Source organism: Streptomyces sp. YGL11-2, from assembly GCF_050054615.1.
In the GTDB taxonomy this organism is placed as follows: Bacteria; Actinomycetota; Actinomycetes; order Streptomycetales; family Streptomycetaceae; genus Streptomyces.
In genome coordinates this window covers 1-18,791 of record NZ_JBNHIN010000085.1, presented here as the reverse complement: position 1 = coordinate 18,791, position 18,791 = coordinate 1, and the positions used below count along the sequence as shown (strand labels likewise).

Genomic DNA, 18,791 nt, shown 5'->3' with positions numbered 1-18,791 from the left:
CTTGTCGCCCTTGTGGAAGACGGCCCCCGCCTTCGGGGTCAGCTTCACCTCCGCGATGTGGGAGCCGAAGTCGCAGGTCACCTCGTCGCTGGCGAGAGTGCCGGTGGCGACGGCCTTCTTGTTGACCGTGCTGGTGGCCACGCCCTCGATGCGCAGGGTCTCGCCGGTGTCGCAGGAGTAGGTGACATCGACGGTGATCACGTGCTTGGGCTTGGCCACGTACTGGGCGCCGTCGATGGCGATGAGATTGGCCTTGGCCGAGGCCGGAGCGGCCAGGGCCACCGCGCCGCCGGTCAGGACGACGGCGGCGGCCGCGGTGGCGCCGATACGGGCGCGCAGACGGGACTGCTTCATGGGTGTTCCCCCCTGAGAAGTGGTGCGAAAGGTACGGTGCTGCCCCGCCGGTTCACAGGAACCGCACAGGAACAATGCGTACGGATCATCACAGGTGACAAGGATCGCCGTCCAGGGGATAACTCGGCCCACATGCGACACTTTGGCACCGGTGTTGGACTTGCCGCACTTACGCCCCGAAAAGCAAGACCGGTGGAGAGCGCACTTTCCTGAGGGCTGCGATATTTCCCCCTCCGGGGCGCTGCTTTCGGCAGCATCAGGTCATGGAGAGTCACTCGCGACCTGGCTGACGAGGGACCAGCTCAGGGGGCGCGGGCGTTCTGCAGCTGACGACAGTGCTTGGTGAGCCGGTAGCGGCGGACGATGGCCGCCAGGGCGGCCTCATCGACCGGCCTGCCCTCCACGGATGCAGCGGACTGCTTCGATGTCCGTGACCAGGACGTGGCCCGCCTCCCATCATTTGTGCGGCACCACATCAACATTCGTACGGCGAGGTGAACCTCGACATGGACGCGTGCGCGGCCGTCGGCGTCCGCGACGGGCTCCGTGTAGGTGCCGCGCTGGGCGATACGGCCGCCGTCGACCACCAGGATCTCGTCCGCAGCGACGACCGTCGAGAGCCGGTGCGCGACGACGATGACGGTCCTGTCGGCCACCAGGTGGTCCATGGCTCGCTGCACCGCCACTGGCGTTGTCATGTTGTTTGCGGGGCCGTGCGGTGATCTCGGTGTAGGTCGTCGAGGGAGGGGCTCCTGTGGCGGTATCGCAGCGGGCAACCAAGGGCGGTTCCCTCGTGTGGCAAACCCCATAGACGCTCGCTCGATTGCATGATCTTGCAACTAACGTGGAGCCCAATGCGTCCCACCCGTCATCGACGGATCACCGGATGACCGACCGGACGGACTGGGCACATGCAAGATCAGCAAGCCGGAGCGACGGACAGCGGCCGGGTATGGCGACAAGGCCAGCAGCCCGCACGTCCCTCCTGGGAGGTGTCGTCGCCCGCCACGGCGCACCGCGCTTCTCCGGCGGAGAGAGAAACCAGGCGCTCCGGCCGCCGAGGGCGTCTGGTGAGCCTGACCCTCGGAGCCGTACTCGTAGTCGCCGCTGCCCTCGGCGTCGTCTGGTGGCTGACCCGGCCGCCCGCACTGCCCACTATTCCCCCTCAGTATCTGGCGACCGTCCAGTCGGCCACCAAGACCTGCCCGGAGCTGAGCGTTCCGATGCTGGCCGCGCAACTCGACGCGGAGAGCCACTGGAACCCGCGGGCGGACTCTGGCCAAGCCCAGGGCATCGCGCAGTTCTACCCGTCGACCTGGGCGGAGTGGGGCAAGGACTACACCGGCGACGGCAAGGCCGACGTGTGGAACCCAGCCGACGCCATCCCGGCTCAGGGCGCCTATATGTGCCATCTGTTCAAGGAGGTCAAGGGCATCCCCGGCGACCCCACCCAGCTCGCGCTCGCCGCGTACAACGCGGGCCCCGGCGCGGTGCGCAAGGCCCAGGGCATCCCACGGATCCGCGAGACGCAGAACTACGTCAACCGGATCGAGGCGGCGATCCCGAAGTACGCCCAGACCTACGCCAAGCAGATCAGCGCGTCGCCCAGCCCTCCGGGCAACTGACCACCACACAGTCCGCGCCAAGCGGAACAGCGGGATTGGTCATGACGCCGAACAAGGCGAACCGGGCGTCGCCCACGCCTTCCGGGGACAGTGGCCGGCCCTGCGGCTTCTCGGCCCGGTGGCAGAGGTGCAGCCGGACGGCGACCACGGCGCAGAGCGCGACGGCCCGTACCAGCACCACGCAGCCGACCATGAGCCGGTCACGGGCTGGGACATGCCGAGGGCCACCCATGCGAGCAGCGAGACCAGGACGGTACCGAGCGCCGCCGCACCCTGAGCGGTGCGCGGGGAAGCGTATGTCGAGCGCCCTCCGGTTTCATCCGGGGTGTCTACCGCTCGCTCCGTGCCGCTTCCTTTGGTGCATCGCCACAGAGCGCGGGCCGACATGGGCAAGCTTTCCAGGGCGTGGCTACTGAGCCAGCCCTCTGCGCTGGGCGGTTGCGGCGACCGGGAGCGGGCGTCCCCACGGCGCAGCCACATCAGGGGCGGGGCGGTGATGGCAGTGCTGGCCAGGACGCCCAAGACCACCGGCCGGACACCGGCGGGAGCGAGGGCCAGCGCCAGGGTCTCCAGCAGGACCAGAACAGCGAACATAACGGTCACCGCTTCAGTCGTCGGCGAGCGCGTCGAGCACGTGCTTCAGTAGGTCGATCCCGTCGGGGCCGAGGGTGGGCGGACCATGGCCATGGCGGGTAGCCAGGGGTGGCGGCGCATGATCTGCCGAGCCTGGCCGGCGATGGTGAGCAGGTCGGCCTGCGCTGCTACCGACCGCACCGCACCGGACCGTCTATCGGAAGGCCCGTGCCCTGTTGCGCGAGTGTGGCGCGCAACACGTACCGCATCCGGGAGGCACCCTTCTGGCCCACCTGGTGCGGGTCGAGCGGCGGTTGGCGGAGTGGGGCGCGGATGACGCGCTGCGCGCCGCCGGGCTCTGTCACGCCTGTTACGGGACCGATGCCCTGCACGCCGAGGTCCTTGGCCTTTCCCGTCGTGACGAACTCGCCGCCGTCATCGGTGAGAAGGCCGAGCGACTCGTCTACGGGTATGCCGCCTGCGACCGCGGACATCTCTACCCCCAGCTCGGACGGCGGGATTCGGTCGACTTCCGTGATCGGTTCACCGGTACGACGCGGCAGGTGCGCGCCGCGCGTCTGCGTTGGTTCGTGGAACTCACCGTCGCGAACGAGCTGGATCTTGTGGTGCACAACACCGAGTTCAGAGAGGTACACGGCCGTGACCTGCTGAAGCTGTTCTCTCGCTGGCGTGACCTGATGGCCCCTGCCGCATGGGAGGACTGCGACCAGATCCTGGGGCCCGAGGGCATGGAGGAACCGGCTCATTGAGGCCCCCCGCCAACTGATGTGCCCCAGGCCGTCTGCCGCGACGGCTCAGCCACCCCTATCGTCGAGGCCGCCAAGCTACCCATGGTCTTGTCACAAGGGAACAAGGGAAGGGCCAGGCGTGCGGTCCCAGATCTCAGAGCTGGTGGACATCGAGAGATACCCGATCGACGCCTTGAACGGGGAGCCGGGCCAGGAACTGCTGGGCAGGGTCGGGGAGGAGTTCGACCGGACCAGTCTGACGGTGTTGGACGGCTTCCTGCGGCCGGAGGCGGTCGTGGAGGCGGCGACACGAGCGCGGGAGGACGCCAAGACCCTGGGCTACCGGTTCACCGGCGCCAACAACGTGTTCCTCGGCACCTCCACCGACACAGGCGAAACGCCGCACTCCGCCGACGTCGGCCGGACACACACCAAGAGCACGATCGCGTACGACCGCATCGCACCGGACTCCCCGCTCATGACGCTCTTCCACTCGGAGCCGTTGCTGAGATTCGTCTCGACGGTCGTGGGCCGACCTGTGTTCCGCTCGGCCGACCCGCTCGGCGCCATGACGATCCATGTCCACCACGACCGTGATGAGCAGGACTGGCACTTCGACGTGTCGGAGTACACGATCGTCCTGCACCTCCTCGCGCCCGAGCAGGGCGGAGTGCTGCAGTACGTGCCGCGTTCGCGCACCGAGGTGGAGCAGGACCGCAGCGTTCTGCGAGCTGTCGCGGCCGGAGAGCGGCAGTCGCTGACCCGGGAGCTGGCGACGACTCCCGGGACGCTGGTGCTGCACTCCGGCCGGGCCTCGCTCCACCGGGTCACCCCGGTGCACGGCGCCACCCCGCGCATCAGCGCCACCTTGTCGTACAACTCGACGTCCGGTGGCCAACTCAACGCTTACACCCGCGGCTTGTACTTCGGCAGGGCTGAATGACCGCCGCGTACGGCATCGCTGCCCGAACTCGATCTACGGGCCTGGCGCGACCCCGCATCGCGGGCGGCGTTCGCCGAGCGCCTGCGCACCATCGCGCACCGGTCCGGCTTCTGTTACCTGACCGGACACGGCATCACGGAACGGCATGTCGGCCGAACTCCTGAAGCTCGCCCGGCGGTTCTTCGCTCTGCCCGGGGGACAGCGGCTCGCAGTGGAGAACATCCACTCGCCTCACTTTCGCGGCTATACGGCGGCCGGCCGCGAACTCACAGGAGGGCGGATGGACTGGCGGGAACTGTTCGACGTCGGGCGGTAGCGCCCTGCCGTTGTGCACCTGGGTGTCGACCATGTGCACGCCGCGCACCCCGACCGGTATCCGCGCATCCCGCCGGACGAACTGCGCGCAAAGCGCCCCGATCTGGTCGTCCTGACCGATGAGCGGTACCGCTTCACCGCGGACGACGGACCGGAGGCGTTCACCGGGCTGCGCTGGGTGCCGGTCAGCGGCCGCCATCTGGAGTGGTACGGGCCGTCGTTGCGCACCGCTCCCGAGGTGCTGCGTGCCCAGCTGTCAGACGGGCTGCGGTAGCCGCGAGGTGAGCAGCCCGGAGAGCGTGCGCGCCCCCACCACCAGCAGGCTGCGATCTGCCAGCTCGACGCCCTGGCACTTCTCGCTGAGCTTTTCGTCTAACCTCGATAGTTACAGAACGTCGCATACAGGATCGAAGTGTTGAGGGATTTCGCGTTGGAGCTGGTGCCGGACGATGATCCGCTGGGCGGCGTCCGTCGGTTCTTGGAGCAGGACGAGGCCGTCCTGGGCTACGAGCCCCAGGAGGGATTCCCGGATCGCTGCTGGATTCTGCACGCCGTCACGGTGGGCGGGCACAGGGTCCGGTGGGACGACGTGCTGGCACGGGCCGGCAAGCGCCTGGAAGACTGGCAGTACACCCCGTCCTTCAGGGTCTTCGAGGGGCTGGATCTGCCCGAAGACCTTGAGAAGCCGGCTATCGGGGAAATCGACCGCGGCAGCCTGGCGCGTCTGGTCGAGGTCCTCGCCCGCCACAGCTCCGATGGCTTGCGTACGGAGTGTTACTGGGCTCAGGCGGCGATTGAGGACATGGGCCGCCCGGTCCCGGCCCGTCGGGGCCGGCTGGACGAGGCACTTGCCCACCACGACGCCTGCGCGTGGCCCGACCGGACCGTGGGAACCCAGTTCCCCGCGCACTGGTGGCCCCTTCAGCGCTGCTGGTTCGTCCTCACCGACGGGGATCTGAGCGCCACCGAGGTCTTCGGCTCGCCGGCCCTGATCGCCGACCTGCTTGCCGATGACGGGCTGGACGCCGTGCGCCACCCGAGCATCGCCGAGGTCCAAGGCAGCCGCGCGCAATGGCGCGAGCAGGCCAGCTGAGCCCGCTGCGCGCATCTCACCGGCCTCGTGATCGCGAACGGCCCAGCCCTGACGGTGAGGCAGACAAACGGAGCAAGTGCGGCAAGCTGCCCCGGACTTCGAGCGGATGACGGCCGTGAGCCGGACCTGATCACGGCCGGCATCTGAGAATGCTTTCGCCCTGGGAGGTGGGGACTGTGGAAGCCCAGCGGATCACGGCCACCAGCTGGCGCGCATTGCGGTTCATGATGGGGGCCAGTTCCGTGCTGGCCGCGAAGTCGTTGAGCACCTTCAGGTGGGCGGCGTCGCCGATGCCGATCGCGACCAGTGCCGTCCGCCGTCCCCACGCGGTGCTCTCCAACTCCCGTAGCCCGGACCGCCAGTCGTCGGTGGGCAGGCCGTGCGCTTCGTTGGCTTCCTCCATGCCGACCCCGCCGCGTACGACGGGGCGGACGCCGCCTTTCGCGACAAGTACGGGTACCACGTCACCATCGTCGCCCGCATCCTGACCGACCGGGCCCGCACCTCCACCCTCGCCCTCATCGACGACGCCAGCCACTTCGCCTCCTTCCGCCCCACGACCGGTTCCTGGACCTGATGCTCACCAAGGTGCGCCCGCTTGCCACCGGGCAGTGCACCCAGCCCGCGCCCGCGCACAACGTCCACGCCGCCGCATAGTCCAACTCGCCTGTACTTTGGCGGGGCTCGCGCACAGCGTGCCCCGCCGAAGTGCTGCGACAGCGCCCGTACGCTCCGCAAGCGGCCGGCAGCCGGTGCCTGCGCTGCGCCGTGGCCCGCGCCTCAGGTCAGGCTGATGACCTTCTTGCGGATGGCTTTGTCCAAGAGACTGGCTTTCGACGGCAGGTGTCCGGCTCGATGGGAAGCGCTCGATTCAGCCCGGGGTTAGTGTCCACGAGGTGGGACCGCACCCGGCAAACGGATCGTTAGGCTCGGTGTAGCTGCGGAGACTCTCCCAGCGGCTCCGGGCGCAGGGGCGCCAGTAGCGTGTGCAGGTCGCGGTAGAGCCGGTGTGCGTCGAGGTCGTACGCCTGGCCGCGGTTGCGCCTGAAGTGCACGGCCATCGTTCCCATGAGCGGGGCTGCCACCAGGCCGATGACCAGCGGTGGGATGGTGACGGTCAGCGCCCCGAGGACGAAGATGCCGAGCATCAGCAGTGTGGCGAAGCCGAAGATCAGCGGAACCATGATCCCGTTCATGGTCGCCATCATCACTCCGGAGACCAGCAGCGCGTCGTTGCCCCCATCCGGATCCGGCACCTGGTGAAGCCGGCCACGGAACTTGGCGTCCTGGTCGCGACCCGGCACGTTCAACGCGATCGAGCCGCCCCGTCCGACGCGGCAGCCCGGCCAGGCACCGACCGAAGGACGCCGCTTGTGCAGCACCGCCAACGCCGTGTCGAAGTCCAGGCCGTCGGCGGCGAGCCTCCAACTTCCGTGCTGCCGACGGCGCTTGAATATCGGGCCGTTGTCAGCCCGCTTCTGGTGCCGGTGGCCGCGGGCCTGCTGCGCGTCCATGGTGAACCCCCGTCCGTGTGAAGGGCCCCGACGCTACCAGGCCAGCGAACCGACCCGGGAGTCGGTTACCGCGACCATCGGCCACCTCGGCCTGCTGCTGGCGGTGATGGCCACTCCTGCGGACGTCGTCGACCGTCCCGCCGCCACGGCGTTGCTGGCTCGTGCGAGCGACACGCACCCGGTTTGGAGCCGGTCTGGGCCGACGGCGACTACAGCGGCAGCCTCATGGAGTACTGCTTCCCCGCTCACGTCCCGGTCGTCATGCCGTCGCACCCCCAGCGGTGGCGCACCTGCGACGAACCCATGACGTCCGGGCAGTCCCCATGCCCAACCCGGGCAGCGGCGGAACCGGCGGCAACGGCGGTGCGGGCGGCCCCGGCGGTGCGGGCGGCCCCGGCGGTGGCGGCGGCAGCAGCTACGCGGAGCCGTCGGCGACCCACGTCTCGCTCCTCCCGGGCGTCAACCACGGCAACGGCAAGGCCATCGTCTCGTTCCAGTACGGGACTTCGGTCACGCTCAGCACGGACACCACGACCCCGCTGTTCGGCCACGCAGTCAACGTCACCGCCGCCGTGGACTCGGCCAACCCGGGCGCGGGCACCCCGACCGGGTCGGTCACCTTCTCGGACGGGACGACCAGGCTGGCGACCGTGCCGCTCAACGGCGGCAGGGCGACCTTCACCACCAGCAAGTTCCAGCCCGGTGCGCACAGGATCACCGCCACCTATGGCGGCGACCCCACCTTCACGGCCGGCGCCACGGCCGCGCCCACCGGCCTCACCGTCGGCTTCAGCCAGCCGTGCATCACGGACCACGACGGCCCGCTGACCGTGGCTGCCGACCAGTCGCTGTGCATCGCGCCCGGCGCTACGCAGAACGGCCCGGTGAAGGTGCGGCCCGGCGGGGCGCTGGCGGTGTCGGGTGCGCAGATCAACGGCCCGGTGGCCTCGTACGGCGCTCTCGCCGTCACCATCTGCCACTCGACCCTCGACACGCCGGTAACCCTCACAAACACCAGCGGCTTCGTGCTGCTGGGCGACGGTGAGGGGACGGACTGCGCGGGCAGCGCCTTCAAGGCTCCGCTGACCCTGGACGGCAACACCGGCGGCCTTGAGGTTTCGTCCAACACGATGTCGGCGCCGGTGAGGATCAACGACAACAGTGGCAGCGGCCTGCTGCCCGAAGACCTCGTCCCGGAATTCGAGGACAACCAGGTCGGGGCGCCGCTGCGCTGGACGGGCAACGCACCCACCCTGCAGCAGTCCGGCAACACCGTGAATGGGCCGCACACCGGCCAGTGCACGTGAGCTGAGCCAAGGGCCCTGTCCGGCCGATCTCGCCGGACAGGGCCTCGCGCAGGATTCCTCAAACGACGACGTACACGTATCGGCGCCGTCGTACGCGGGTTGATGGTGCGGGTCTTCCCCATACCCAGGGCCTGGCCCGGGCGTTGAGCCGGCCTGTCGCCGTCGTCGAAGGCACCCTCCCGGTGTGATGGACAACCTTCCGCATTGGGGCACTGAGTCCCGCAAGGAGGAGTCAATCGTGCCACCCCGATGCTCTTGTGGCTCCGAGGGGGCAGGGAGAAAGTCGTCCCTGACCCCTCGTGCGTCACACGGGGAGCAGCTGCCACTGCCGGTCCCGGTGGTCGCCCTCCGCCCCGTGCTGCTTGATCGCCGTGCGGGCGTTGGTGTCGACTTGCAGGAGCAGACCGCTGTTTCGGTTCGCGATCTCGTACACCCGCGGGGTGTCGGTCACCGAGCCCACCGGGATCAGCCTCCACTGCTGATGGTGTGCGTCACCACCCTCGTAGGCGCGTTGCGCGACCACCGCCCCAGCCTTCTCCTGCGCTCCGACGACCTCCAGGACCTTGCCGCTGCGCACATTCTCGATCCTGTACAGGACTTCGCCGTTGTCCTGACCCGCCGCTACCAGCCGCCACCGCTGGTGGTCCCTGGGAACCGCGAGCAACTGGTGGACCTCGGCCCCGTCCCTGGTGGACTCACGCACAACCCCCATCCGCAACCTGCTCCGGACATTTGCCCAGGAGACCACCGTGCCCGACTCGGGCAGCCCGGCCATCCTCGCCGACGCGACCTTCCGAACCCGGTTGTTGCCGTAGTCGGCGATGTAGAGGGTGTCGACGCAGTCCACAGCGAGCCCGATCGGGGTGTTCAGCTGGGCTGAGGCGGCGGGGCCGTTGTCGCCCTGGGAGCCTGCGGTGCCGGTGCCGGCGATGGTGCTGATGTTTCCGTCCGGCGTGATCTTCCGGATCCGGTGGTTGTTGGTATCGGCGATGTGGATGGCGCCTGTGCTGTCCACCGCCACCTCACGCGGGTAGTTCAGCTGGGCTGAGGCGGCGGGGCCGTTGTCGCCTTGGGAGCCTGCGGTGCCGGTGCCGGCGATGGTGCTGATGTTTCCGTCCGGCGTGATCTTCCGGATCCGGTGGTTGTTGGTATCGGCGATGTGGATGGCGCCTGTGCTGTCCACCGCCACCTCACGCGGGTAGTTCAGCTGGGCTGAGGCGGCGGGGCCGTTGTCGCCTTGGGAGCCTGCGGTGCCGGTGCCGGCGATGGTGCTGATGTTTCCGTCCGGCGTGATCTTCCGGATCCGGTGGTTGTTGGTATCGGCGATGTGGATGGCGCCTGTGCTGTCCACCGCCACCTCACGCGGGTAGTTCAGCTGGGCTGAGGCGGCGGGGCCGTTGTCGCCTTGGGAGCCTGCGGTGCCGGTGCCGGCGATGGTGCTGATCTTTCCGTCCGCCGCGATCTTCCGGATCCGGTGGTTGCTCCAGTCGGCGATGTAGACGGCGCCTGCGCTGTCCACCGCCACCCCCAACGGGACGTTCAGCTGGGCTGAGACGGCAGGGCCGTTGTCGCCTTGGGAGCCTGCGGTGCCAGTGCCGGCGATCGTGCTGATCTTTCCGTCCGCCGCGATCTTCCGGATCCGGTGGTTTCTGGCATCGGCGATGTAGACGGCGCCTGCGCTGTCCACCGCCACCCCACACGGAAAGTTCAACTGGGCCGAGACGGCAGGGCCGTTGTCCCCGCTGAATCCCGCGGAACCGGTCCCCGCGGCCGTGCTGATCTTCCCGTCAGTCGTGATCTTCCGGACCCGGCGGTTGTTGTAGTCGGAGAAGTAGACGGCGCCTGCGCTATCCACCGCAATCCCGTACGGGAGGTTCAACTGAGCCGCAACGGCAGGGCCGTTGTCACCCAGGGAGCCCGCGACCCCGGTCCCCGCGACCGTGCTGATCGGAGGGGCGGAGTGCTCACCATCTGTGCCTGCCGCGTGGGCAGTGCTCATCGTCATCCCCTTCACCGTTCACCGACCGCCTACTACAGTCAGTTGTTAGTTGATTCCAGAACCCGGGCACTACTCGGAACGGGACGGCTTCTCGGCGGTCGCCTTGGACGCCTTGGGCGCATCTGGGGCCTTGGGTGCTTCGGGGGTTTTCGGGGCCTTGGTGTAGTCGCTCTTCTCCGGCCTGTTCTCCAGGTCCCCGTTCTTCTGCAGGCCGCTGTGCTCCGTCACCGTCGCACTCGACTCCTGCATGCGGGCGGACGCCGCCTCGGATACCGAGCTGGGATTCTGGGCGTACTGGGCCTGCGCACCGGCCGATGCCTGGGTGGTCTGGATGAAGGAGCCGAGGAAGCCCAGGACGGCCCGCGCTTCGGGCGACTGCTCCTGCACGACCTTCGCGCGGGAGGAAGCCCCGTGGATGGCGTTGTTGAACAGGCTCGTGCTTTTGTCGTCGTATGTGTCGTCGTCGGCGTCCTCGAAGTCGACGCCTGCACCCGGCTGCGGCTTGTCGCTGCCGATGGTTACGGAGAAGAGCCCCGCGCTCTTGCCCGCGAAGCCGAAGATGTTGTCGAACACCATGGTCGTCACCCCTGGTCGTCGTCGTGGCGGCGCCGCCCGCCCGGTCAAGGCTGCTTGTGCAGCGCTCGTTGACTGTCGGTCAGGCTCTCGTCGTCGAACATCGTGTGGTGGACATCAAGGGCGGAGACGACCTCGGCCAGTCCCTTCATGCGGAAACCGCCGCCCGCCAGGTCGATGTCGCCGATGTCATGGGCGACCACCTGGTCGAGGCCGGGATAGTCCCCGGGCTGCGGGGGAGACAGGACCGCCACCGGCACGTCGTACTTCACCGCGATCAGTCCGGAGAAAGTCACCGGGATCTCGTAGCAGTACTGCTTGCGGGTACGCCGCTGCGTGACGAGGGTGCCCACGCGGGAGCTCGGCTGGACCTGGCCGGAGATCTGCGATTTCGAGGCCCAGCTGGTGGTCAGGGAGCCGCCGACGGAGCCTGTGATGCCCAGCAACAACGAGGCGTTGAGCGTCGCGGTGCCGGTGGCGCTGCCCTGGGTCGTGAACGCCACCGAGTTCGTCACCGAGTTCGCGGCGGAGTTCGTCGCCGCGTTCCGCACGCCCGTCTCGGTGGCGTTGGCGTTGTCCACCCCCACGTTGTCTTTGCTGTTCTTGTTGGTCACGGTGTTCGCGTTCTTGTTCGCCATCTCGTTCTGGAGCTGCGTCTGAAGCTGGGTCTGGAGGTCCATCTTGAGCTGGTTTTGCAGCTGCAGCTGGAGCTGCGCGCTGCCGCTGCCGCCGAAGGTGAGCTTGGCCTCTCCCTGGAGCGACCACGTGACCCCGTTCGACACGGTGAAATCGACGGAGTCGGTGAAGGTCATCGGGGATGTCTGGCTGCGGTTGACGTAGCTGCGCGAGGAGAACGTGTCGGGCGGGGGCTGGCTGATGTTGCACCGCTCCTCGATCAGTGGCTCTCCGAGGTTCATGTAGGCGATCCAGCCCAGCTGGAATGCGGAGCCGGGGAAAGCGCCGAAGCTCGACTTGTTCACGGAGAACCCGACGGGCTTGTGCCGTACACCGTAGTCGTCGACGTAGACCAGGTTGGGGTGGTTCAGGATCGACTGCCAGGTCTGCTCGATGTTGAGTTCCCGCAGGTTCTCCTTCGTCAGTGGCTGACGCTTGGCCCGTGCCAGGTTGTATGCGTTGGAAGGCATTCCCCGTCCTCGACTGATTGTGGTCGAACCACGATCGGTGAAGTGGAAAAATAGAATTGCGCACGTTCCGGCAAGCGAAGTTATCACCAGCCGCATTGCCCGGGAAGGTGCCTCCGTACATCATGCTGCATTGGCTGATTAAGGTCACTGGCCGCTGCTCCTGCTCCCAACTCGCGGGGCACTGCGGTACCTTGAAGCGCTGCCGATCACTCGATCGAATACTTTTCGATTACTCCCGCCCGTCAGTGTTGCGGCCTCGGCCGTTGTCATGGGTGAGGGTATTCGCATCGGTCATCCATTCGATTTCGGAATTGTGTCGATCGAAAGTGATCAGGCTTGCGGAAATGCCGCGTGATAAACGAGTGAACTGAGTGCCCAACGCGTTGTACTCCACATTCAGAACAGGTGAGGTTTCCGCGATGTACACCCAAGAACGCACGGCGATGGCCAATTTGGTGGTCGGCGGCCCGGTGGCGGTGAACAGCTACGACAACGCAATCGTGGCAGCGCTGGTCGAAAATCGGCCGGTCATGCTCGTCCACGCTTTCAACGGCGGCTACCTGCGGCCCGCCGAGCTGAAGGAGGAGAGCCACGACAAGGGAGTCAAGCTGGCCACCGCGCTCGACCCGGCCACCAAGGAGGCGCAGGGCCACCTCTGGTACATCACCCCCGGCGGCTTCTTCGGGCAGCGACCGCTGTACCTCATCGAGAGCGCCGCGGGGCAGGTGTCACCCAAACCTGCCGGCACAGGCGACGCCGACGCCGGACGCGGCGACGACGGCGCGCCCAAACCGCAGCGCAGGCGCATCACCGTCCACCAGGAGGCCCCCAAGAGCACGCCGGCCGACACCGTCCAGGTCGGCCTCCCCGACAAGGTGGGCGACAAGTGGCGCGGGAAGAACGGCGCACCCGAGGACACCCAGCTCTGGGTCGTCACGGTGACACCGTGGGGCGGGATCACCTTCGTGCCGATCACCCACCCCGACGCCATCCTGGGGTTCAAGGACCACGCGGTGACGGCCGACAACGAGGTGCGTCTCACCTACAACTGGGGCGGGGACTTCACCGGGACGGTCATCAACACCTTCTACCCGCGGCTGCCCAATGAGTGGAACGTCCCGTACCACCACGTCTTCACCTGACCCGCAGCCGCCGCGCCACACCCGTCCCGAGCCCACGCCCCAACCGCCTGGAAGAGGCAGCACGATGCCCGTGCCCACGGAAGAACTGAAGCTGGAGATCGTCAACGCCGCCACGGGGAAGGCCCTCGGCGCCAAGGCCGCGCCGAGCGCGGACGGGGCGCTCGTCGTCCGCGATTTCCCCGATGGCGGCCCGAGCCCGGAGCAGTGGCAGCTCACCCCCGTGCAGGCCGCGCAAGGCGGGCAGGCACAAGACGACCAGGCATATGTGATCCGCAACGCGGCCAGCGGCAAGGTGCTCGACAACCCCGCCGCCGCAGACCGCGGCGTCCGCCAGTGGGACGCCACCGTCGGCAAGAAGAGCCAGCAGTGGCACGTCCTCCCAGTCGAGGGAGAAGCGGGACTCTACTTCATCGAGGGCACGACCGACGGCGCCGTTCTCGACCTCGCCGACCCCGGCGAGGACGACACCCGGATCGTCCTGCGCGAGTACGACGACAGCGCGGAGAGCCAGCGCTGGCGGTTCGTCCCGGCCGAGCCCGAACGCACCAGCGACCCCGTGCTGCGCTGGGCACCCCTGAGCCACTGGAACAGCCGCCAGTCCTGGCGGCTGGCCCGCTCGACCGCACTGCGGCCGACACCCGACGCGACGCCCTCCTTCAGCGACATGCTCCTGGTCCTCCAGCAGTTCGGCAGCGACCAGGACGCCGGCGGGTGGAAGAGCGACGGGGCCAACCACTCTCCCAACGGGCAACCGGACTGGTGGGCCGGGCTCGGTGACCGGTTCCTCGCCGACACCACCGGAGCAGGGCGAATGGACATCGTGGGACTCAAACCCGCGAAGGGGGCTGTGACCTCGTCCGGCAGAGGCGACGGCACGTTCAAGGACGACGAGCGCGTCCTGCACCAAGGCGCGCCCTACCCGAGTCCCGCGGACCTGTGGACCCTCGTGGACACGACGGGCGACCGCAAGCCCGACGTCGTCGTGCTTGCCGCCGACGGTGTCCGGGTGTCCTCTCACGAGGGCGGGACGTTCGCGCCCGCGGGCGGCAAGTTGGTCCTCAAGGCGTTCGGTCACGGCCAGGAGGCGGGTGCCTGGCTTGTCGACAAGCACCCCCGCTTCCTCGCCGACACCACCGGTGACGGCAGGCTCGACATCGTCGGCTGCCACGACGACGGCGTCTGGGTGTCAGTCCAGGACGAGGAAAGAAAGTTCGCACCAATCGGCGATGAACCGGTTCTCCGAGCGTTCGGTCACGGCCAGGAGGCGGGTGGGTGGCTTGTCGACAAGCACCCCCGCTTCCTCGCCGACACCACCGGTGACGGCAGGCTCGACATCGTCGGCTGCCACGACGACGGCGTCTGGGTGTCAGTCCAGGACGAGGAAAGAAAGTTCGCACCAATCGGCGATGAACCGGTTCTCCGAGCGTTCGGTCACGGCCAGGAGGCGGGTGGGTGGCTTGTCGACAAGCACCCCCGCTTCCTCGCCGACACCACCGGTGACGGCAGGCTCGACATCGTCGGCTGCCACGACGACGGCGTCTGGGTGTCAGTCCAGGACGAGGAAAGAAAGTTCGCACCAATCGGCGATGAACCGGTTCTCCGAGCGTTCGGTCACGGCCAGGAGGCGGGTGGGTGGCTTGTCGACAAGCACCCCCGCTTCCTCGCCGACACCACCGGTGACGGCAGGCTCGACATCGTCGGCTGCCACGACGACGGCGTCTGGGTGTCAGTCCAGGACGAGGAAAGAAAGTTCGCACCAATCGGCGATGAACCGGTTCTCCGAGCGTTCGGTCACGGCCAGGAGGCGGGTGCCTGGCTTGTCGACAAGCACCCCCGCTTCCTCGCCGACACCACCGGTGACGGCAGGCTCGACATCGTCGGCTGCCACGACGACGGCGTCTGGGTGTCAGTCCAGGACGAGGAAAGAAAGTTCGCACCAATCGGCGATGAACCGGTTCTCCGAGCGTTCGGTCACGGCCAGGAGGCGGGTGGGTGGCTTGTCGACAAGCACCCCCGCTTCCTCGCCGACACCACCGGTGACGGCAGGCTCGACATCGTCGGTTGCCACGACGACGGCGTCTGGGTGTCACTCCAGGACGAGGACGGCACGTTCGCCGACCCTCTGTACGTCCTCGACGACTTCGGGGCCGACCAGGGGTGGAGCTCGGTCGAGGAGTACCCCCGGTTCCTGGTCAAGACCACCAGTGACGGTGCACTGGACATCGCCGGGTTCGGCCCACAGGGCGTCGTCGTCTCACGCGGGCGCGGCGACGGCACGTTCGAGCCCTCGAAACTCGTCCTGAACGACTTCGGGCTCGCCCAGGGGTGGACGAGCGGGAAGCACCTTCGGTTCCTCACCGACGTCACCGGCGACGGCAACCCGGACATCGTCGGCTTCGGCGACGAGGGGGTCTGGGTGTCGCACAGCCGCAGCGGCGGCCAGTTCGAGCAGGCCCAGCTGGTGTGCCGCGGCTTCGGGCATAACGAGGACGCAGGCGGCTGGCGGGTCGACCGCCACCCCCGCTTCCTCGCCGACATCACCGGTGACGGACGCGTCGACATCGTCGGCTTCGGCGGCCCGGGCGTGTACGTGGCCCGAAACCTCTTCCGCCGCTTCAGAACCCGATAACCCCCGCAGGACCTCCTCAGCCCCATCACGGCAACTCGCCATCGGCATACCGGAACCGGTCACCCCGCCCCGACGTGCGGCCTGACACGCCTTCGCCTGCGAGGCCGCACGACGAGCAACCGCAGTAACGGGCTACTGCACCTGAATTGACCCACAGGGTTGTCAACAGTGGGCGGCGGAGACGTAATCAAGGTTGGCGGCGCGTTATGGGAAAGGGGAAGCAGCCGGAGCCGTGTGGTCGCCCACTGCCTCATCTCGTGGACGCCGCTTCATCGCACGATCTCTCCTCGGGAGGTTCAACCTGCACGAGGGCGCCTGACGCGCGATCAGGCATGCGGCGCGCCACCGTCCGCGGCCAGGCGCGTGAGCCACTCACGCAGCAGGCGCTGCTCGGCGTCGCTCAGGACATCGGCGTCGTCGGGGAGGGCGGCGCGCAGTGCGCGGGCCGCCGCGGCGGGACCGGACTCCGCGGCGGGGACGGCCGGCTCGGCGCGGGTGACAGCCGCGACCATGGACTCGCGCAGGACGGTCAACAGCGCCGGATTGCGGCGGTCCGCGGGGGTGGTGTGCCAGGTGGTGACCGCGCCCTGGCCGGTTGCCTGGATGATCTGGGCGGCCAGTTCCTCGTCGACCCGCAGCCACCCCCCGGCCGCCAGCCGACGCACCCGCCCATGGAGGATCTCCAAGCCCGCGCGGTGTGCTGTGTCCGATCCCCGGCCGGTGGCCCGGTTCATCACCGCGAACAACTCGGGGCGGGAGACCCCGAACTCGACCACCATGTCCCAGCCGCGGCGCAGCTCCTCCACCGGGTCCTGCGGGGCGGGGTCGAGCTGCGCGCGCTTTCTCTCCAGGAACTGCGCGTAGCCGTGCTCGGCGACAGCCTCAAGGAGTCCCTCCTTGTCGCCGAAGAGGCGGTAGATCGCCGGCGGCTGCATTCCTGCCGCGGCGGCGACCGCGCGGGTGCTCACCGCGTCAGGGCCACCGTTCTCCAGCAGCTCGACGGCTGCCTCGACGATGCGGCGCCGAGGGCTGTCGGTTGAGTCGCGCGTAGCCATGAACCGATGGTACCGAGGATCTGGTTCCGTTGGAATTTCCAATGTTATCGTTGGAATGATTCCACCGGAAACAGTGTCGGGAGAACCCAATGATCATCGTTACCGGAGCCACCGGAAAGCTCGGCCGCCGCACCGTCGAGCGCCTCCTGGAGCGCGTCCCCGCCGACCGCGTCGGCGTCAGCGTCCGCGACCCCCGCAAGGCCGAGGACCTCGTCGGCCGCGGCGTCCGCGTCCGGCAGGGCAGCTTCGACGACCCCGCCTCGCTCGTGCACTCCTTCGAGGGCGCCGAGCAACTGCTCCTCGTCTCCCTCGACCGCACGGGCCAGGAGTGCGTCAGCGGCCACCGCTCCGCCATCGACGCCGCCGTGCAGGCCGGCGTCGGCCGCATCCTCTACACCAGCCAGATGGGCGCCGCCCACGACGCCCGCTTCCAGGCATGCCGTGACCACGCCCAGACCGAGGACCTGCTGCGCGCCACCGGCCTGCCCTGGACCGCGCTGCGCAACGGCTTCTACGCCTCCAGTGCCCTGCAGTTCCTGGAGTCCACCCGCCACACCGGCGACATCGCCCTCCCCGCCGACGGCCCCGTCGCCTGGACCGGCCACGACGACCTCGCCGAGGCCACCGCGGTGATCCTCGCCGAGGAGGCCCGCTTCGAGGGGCCCACCCCGCCGCTCACCGGCCCGGCGGCGCTCGACTTCGACACCGTCGCCGAGATCGCGTCCCAGGCCACCGGACGGCCCTTCACCCGCACCGTCGTCCCCGACGACGCCTTCCGCGAGCAGGTCCTGGCGCACGGCGCCCCGGCCCCGATCGCCGACCTGATGCTGGGCATCTTCGCCGCGGCGCGGAATGGCGAGTTCACCGCTGTCGACTCGACGCTGGCCGACCTGATCGGGCGAGAGCCCGCCACCTTCCGCACCCAGCTGGAGCGTGCCTGGGCCGAATAGATCCAGTGGGGCGCTCAGACGGCCCCGGCCTGACTCGCCGCCCACAAAGGCTCGTCCTCTATCGCCCGAGGACGTCGATCACCAGATCGGCGGCCTCGGGCACAAACCCAGGCTCCGCATCAGATTCCGCACCATCCCAGAGGTTTCCCGTGCCCCACCCCCATGCACGGCTGGCCATCCACGGAAGACGGCTCCTCGTCGACCGGGCCCGCGCCGGCAGGCCCATCGCCCACGGCGCCGAAGAAATGGGCACCTCTCGCACCACAGCCCACAAATGGGTCCGGCGCTGGCGAGCCGAAGGCGATACGGGGTTGTATGACCGTTCCAGTCGACCCCTGACGACACCGCATCGAACCCTGCCGATGTCGAGAAGCGCATCTGCGAGCTACGGCGCGACTGCAAGCTCGGCCCTGCACGGATCGGCCCGATCCTGGGCATACCCAGCTCGACGGTCCACCACGTCCTGACCCGCCACGGCCTGAACCGGCTGCGCTGGATGGACCGGCCCATCGGACAGATCAAGCGCACGCGCCCCTATCGCCCGCAGACGAACAGCAAGGTGGAGCGCCTACATCGCACCCTGCTCAACGAATGGGCGTACGTGCCCGTACTCCAGCAACGCCGAACGCACCGAAGCCCTGACGGACTTCCTCCACACCTACAACTACCACCGGTGCCACACCGCACTCGACGGCGAACCGCCCATCAGCCGCGTCAACAACCCTGCGGGTCAATACACCTAGCGGGCTGGGAAGGTGTAGGTGTAGCCCTGGGCGTCGAGTTGGTCCAGTAGTTTGGCGAGTGCTGCGATGGTTTGTGAGCGGT

General features: G+C 68.4%; 20 protein-coding genes and 2 pseudogenes. 12 read left to right on the top strand and 10 right to left on the bottom strand.

The annotated features are described in order from the left end of the window. Window positions 1-354: hypothetical protein (locus ACO1BR_RS41660; protein ID WP_426800332.1), on the bottom strand; the 354-nt coding region annotated here is incomplete at its 3' end. Between the two features lie 302 nt (window positions 355-656). Continuing rightward, a complete protein-coding gene (locus tag ACO1BR_RS41655; RefSeq protein WP_426800331.1) occupies window positions 657-1,052 on the bottom strand; it encodes a hypothetical protein in 396 nt (131 codons plus the stop codon). A gap of 372 nt (window positions 1,053-1,424) precedes the next feature. On the opposite strand from ACO1BR_RS41655, the gene ACO1BR_RS41650 reads away from it, so the two are divergent. Then, window positions 1,425-1,979 (top strand): lytic transglycosylase domain-containing protein, encoded by a 555-nt coding sequence (locus ACO1BR_RS41650; RefSeq protein WP_426800330.1) that lies wholly within the window; start codon window positions 1,425-1,427, stop codon window positions 1,977-1,979. On the opposite strand, the gene ACO1BR_RS41645 is transcribed toward ACO1BR_RS41650, so the two are convergent. Further along, entirely contained in the window at window positions 1,948-2,160 is a 213-nt protein-coding gene (locus tag ACO1BR_RS41645; RefSeq protein ID WP_426800329.1) for a hypothetical protein, read from the bottom strand. The two genes, ACO1BR_RS41650 and ACO1BR_RS41645, sit on opposite strands and share 32 nt — an antisense overlap. 458 nt (window positions 2,161-2,618) lie before the next feature. Beyond that, entirely contained in the window at window positions 2,619-2,753 is a 135-nt protein-coding gene (locus tag ACO1BR_RS41640; protein WP_426800328.1) for a hypothetical protein, read from the bottom strand. Window positions 2,754-2,788: 35 nt separating this feature from the next. Between ACO1BR_RS41640 and ACO1BR_RS41635 the strand changes: the two genes are divergently transcribed. The 5 genes and pseudogenes from ACO1BR_RS41635 to ACO1BR_RS41615 all read left to right on the top strand — a co-directional run bounded on the left by ACO1BR_RS41635 (window position 2,789) and on the right by ACO1BR_RS41615 (window position 5,652). Then, window positions 2,789-3,322, top strand: a complete 534-nt coding sequence (locus ACO1BR_RS41635) for a DUF6817 domain-containing protein (RefSeq protein WP_426800327.1) — start codon at window positions 2,789-2,791, stop codon at window positions 3,320-3,322. A 118-nt stretch (window positions 3,323-3,440) separates the two neighbouring features. Beyond that, complete coding sequence (locus ACO1BR_RS41630) at window positions 3,441-4,244, top strand: HalD/BesD family halogenase (protein WP_426800326.1); 804 nt, start codon at window positions 3,441-3,443, stop codon at window positions 4,242-4,244. Window positions 4,245-4,389: 145 nt separating this feature from the next. Next, window positions 4,390-4,560 carry a 2-oxoglutarate and iron-dependent oxygenase domain-containing protein gene (locus ACO1BR_RS41625; protein ID WP_426800325.1) on the top strand — a complete coding sequence of 57 codons (171 nt, stop codon included), beginning with the start codon at window positions 4,390-4,392 and terminating at the stop codon, window positions 4,558-4,560. A 9-nt stretch (window positions 4,561-4,569) separates the two neighbouring features. Then, window positions 4,570-4,833: pseudogene (locus tag ACO1BR_RS41620) on the top strand (helical backbone metal receptor); the annotation flags it as partial. A gap of 141 nt (window positions 4,834-4,974) precedes the next feature. Continuing rightward, a complete protein-coding gene (locus ACO1BR_RS41615) occupies window positions 4,975-5,652 on the top strand; it encodes a hypothetical protein (RefSeq protein WP_426800324.1) in 678 nt (225 codons plus the stop codon). A gap of 130 nt (window positions 5,653-5,782) precedes the next feature. Here the strand turns inward: ACO1BR_RS41615 and ACO1BR_RS41610 are convergent, their stop codons facing one another. Continuing rightward, window positions 5,783-6,055 (bottom strand): hypothetical protein, encoded by a 273-nt coding sequence (locus ACO1BR_RS41610; protein WP_426800323.1) that lies wholly within the window; start codon window positions 6,053-6,055, stop codon window positions 5,783-5,785. Here ACO1BR_RS41610 and ACO1BR_RS41605 point away from each other — a divergent pair. Continuing rightward, window positions 6,032-6,229, top strand: a complete 198-nt coding sequence (locus tag ACO1BR_RS41605) for a hypothetical protein (RefSeq protein WP_426800322.1) — start codon at window positions 6,032-6,034, stop codon at window positions 6,227-6,229. The genes ACO1BR_RS41610 and ACO1BR_RS41605 overlap by 24 nt on opposite strands. 346 nt (window positions 6,230-6,575) lie before the next feature. Here the strand turns inward: ACO1BR_RS41605 and ACO1BR_RS41600 are convergent, their stop codons facing one another. Continuing rightward, complete coding sequence (locus ACO1BR_RS41600; protein WP_426800321.1) at window positions 6,576-7,166, bottom strand: hypothetical protein; 591 nt, start codon at window positions 7,164-7,166, stop codon at window positions 6,576-6,578. Between the two features lie 323 nt (window positions 7,167-7,489). Here ACO1BR_RS41600 and ACO1BR_RS41595 point away from each other — a divergent pair, with 323 nt between their 5' ends. After that, window positions 7,490-8,473 (top strand): Ig-like domain-containing protein, encoded by a 984-nt coding sequence (locus ACO1BR_RS41595; protein ID WP_426800320.1) that lies wholly within the window; start codon window positions 7,490-7,492, stop codon window positions 8,471-8,473. Window positions 8,474-8,777: 304 nt separating this feature from the next. On the opposite strand, the gene ACO1BR_RS41590 is transcribed toward ACO1BR_RS41595, so the two are convergent. The 3 genes from ACO1BR_RS41590 to ACO1BR_RS41580 all read right to left on the bottom strand — a co-directional run bounded on the left by ACO1BR_RS41590 (window position 8,778) and on the right by ACO1BR_RS41580 (window position 12,190). Continuing rightward, a complete protein-coding gene (locus ACO1BR_RS41590) occupies window positions 8,778-10,472 on the bottom strand; it encodes an RICIN domain-containing protein (RefSeq protein ID WP_426800319.1) in 1,695 nt (564 codons plus the stop codon). Between the two features lie 69 nt (window positions 10,473-10,541). Then, window positions 10,542-11,048, bottom strand: coding sequence for a hypothetical protein (locus ACO1BR_RS41585; RefSeq protein WP_426800318.1), 507 nt, complete (start codon window positions 11,046-11,048; stop codon window positions 10,542-10,544). A 44-nt stretch (window positions 11,049-11,092) separates the two neighbouring features. Continuing rightward, entirely contained in the window at window positions 11,093-12,190 is a 1,098-nt protein-coding gene (locus tag ACO1BR_RS41580) for a hypothetical protein (protein ID WP_426800317.1), read from the bottom strand. Window positions 12,191-12,609: 419 nt separating this feature from the next. Here ACO1BR_RS41580 and ACO1BR_RS41575 point away from each other — a divergent pair, with 419 nt between their 5' ends. Together ACO1BR_RS41575 and ACO1BR_RS41570 are read left to right on the top strand one after the other, a co-directional pair. Beyond that, window positions 12,610-13,332 (top strand): hypothetical protein, encoded by a 723-nt coding sequence (locus ACO1BR_RS41575; RefSeq protein WP_426800316.1) that lies wholly within the window; start codon window positions 12,610-12,612, stop codon window positions 13,330-13,332. A 64-nt stretch (window positions 13,333-13,396) separates the two neighbouring features. After that, on the top strand, window positions 13,397-15,961 hold the full coding sequence (locus ACO1BR_RS41570) for an FG-GAP-like repeat-containing protein (RefSeq protein ID WP_426800315.1): 2,565 nt from the start codon (window positions 13,397-13,399) through the stop codon (window positions 15,959-15,961). Window positions 15,962-16,287: 326 nt separating this feature from the next. Here the strand turns inward: ACO1BR_RS41570 and ACO1BR_RS41565 are convergent, their stop codons facing one another. After that, window positions 16,288-17,016, bottom strand: coding sequence for a TetR/AcrR family transcriptional regulator (locus ACO1BR_RS41565; RefSeq protein ID WP_426800314.1), 729 nt, complete (start codon window positions 17,014-17,016; stop codon window positions 16,288-16,290). Window positions 17,017-17,105: 89 nt separating this feature from the next. Here ACO1BR_RS41565 and ACO1BR_RS41560 point away from each other — a divergent pair, with 89 nt between their 5' ends. Together ACO1BR_RS41560 and ACO1BR_RS41555 are read left to right on the top strand one after the other, a co-directional pair. Then, window positions 17,106-17,966: an SDR family oxidoreductase gene (locus ACO1BR_RS41560; protein WP_426800313.1), complete on the top strand. Its 861-nt coding sequence runs from the start codon at window positions 17,106-17,108 to the stop codon at window positions 17,964-17,966. A 149-nt stretch (window positions 17,967-18,115) separates the two neighbouring features. Continuing rightward, a pseudogene (locus ACO1BR_RS41555) lies at window positions 18,116-18,709 on the top strand (integrase core domain-containing protein). The last annotated feature ends 82 nt before the right edge of the window (window positions 18,710-18,791 follow it).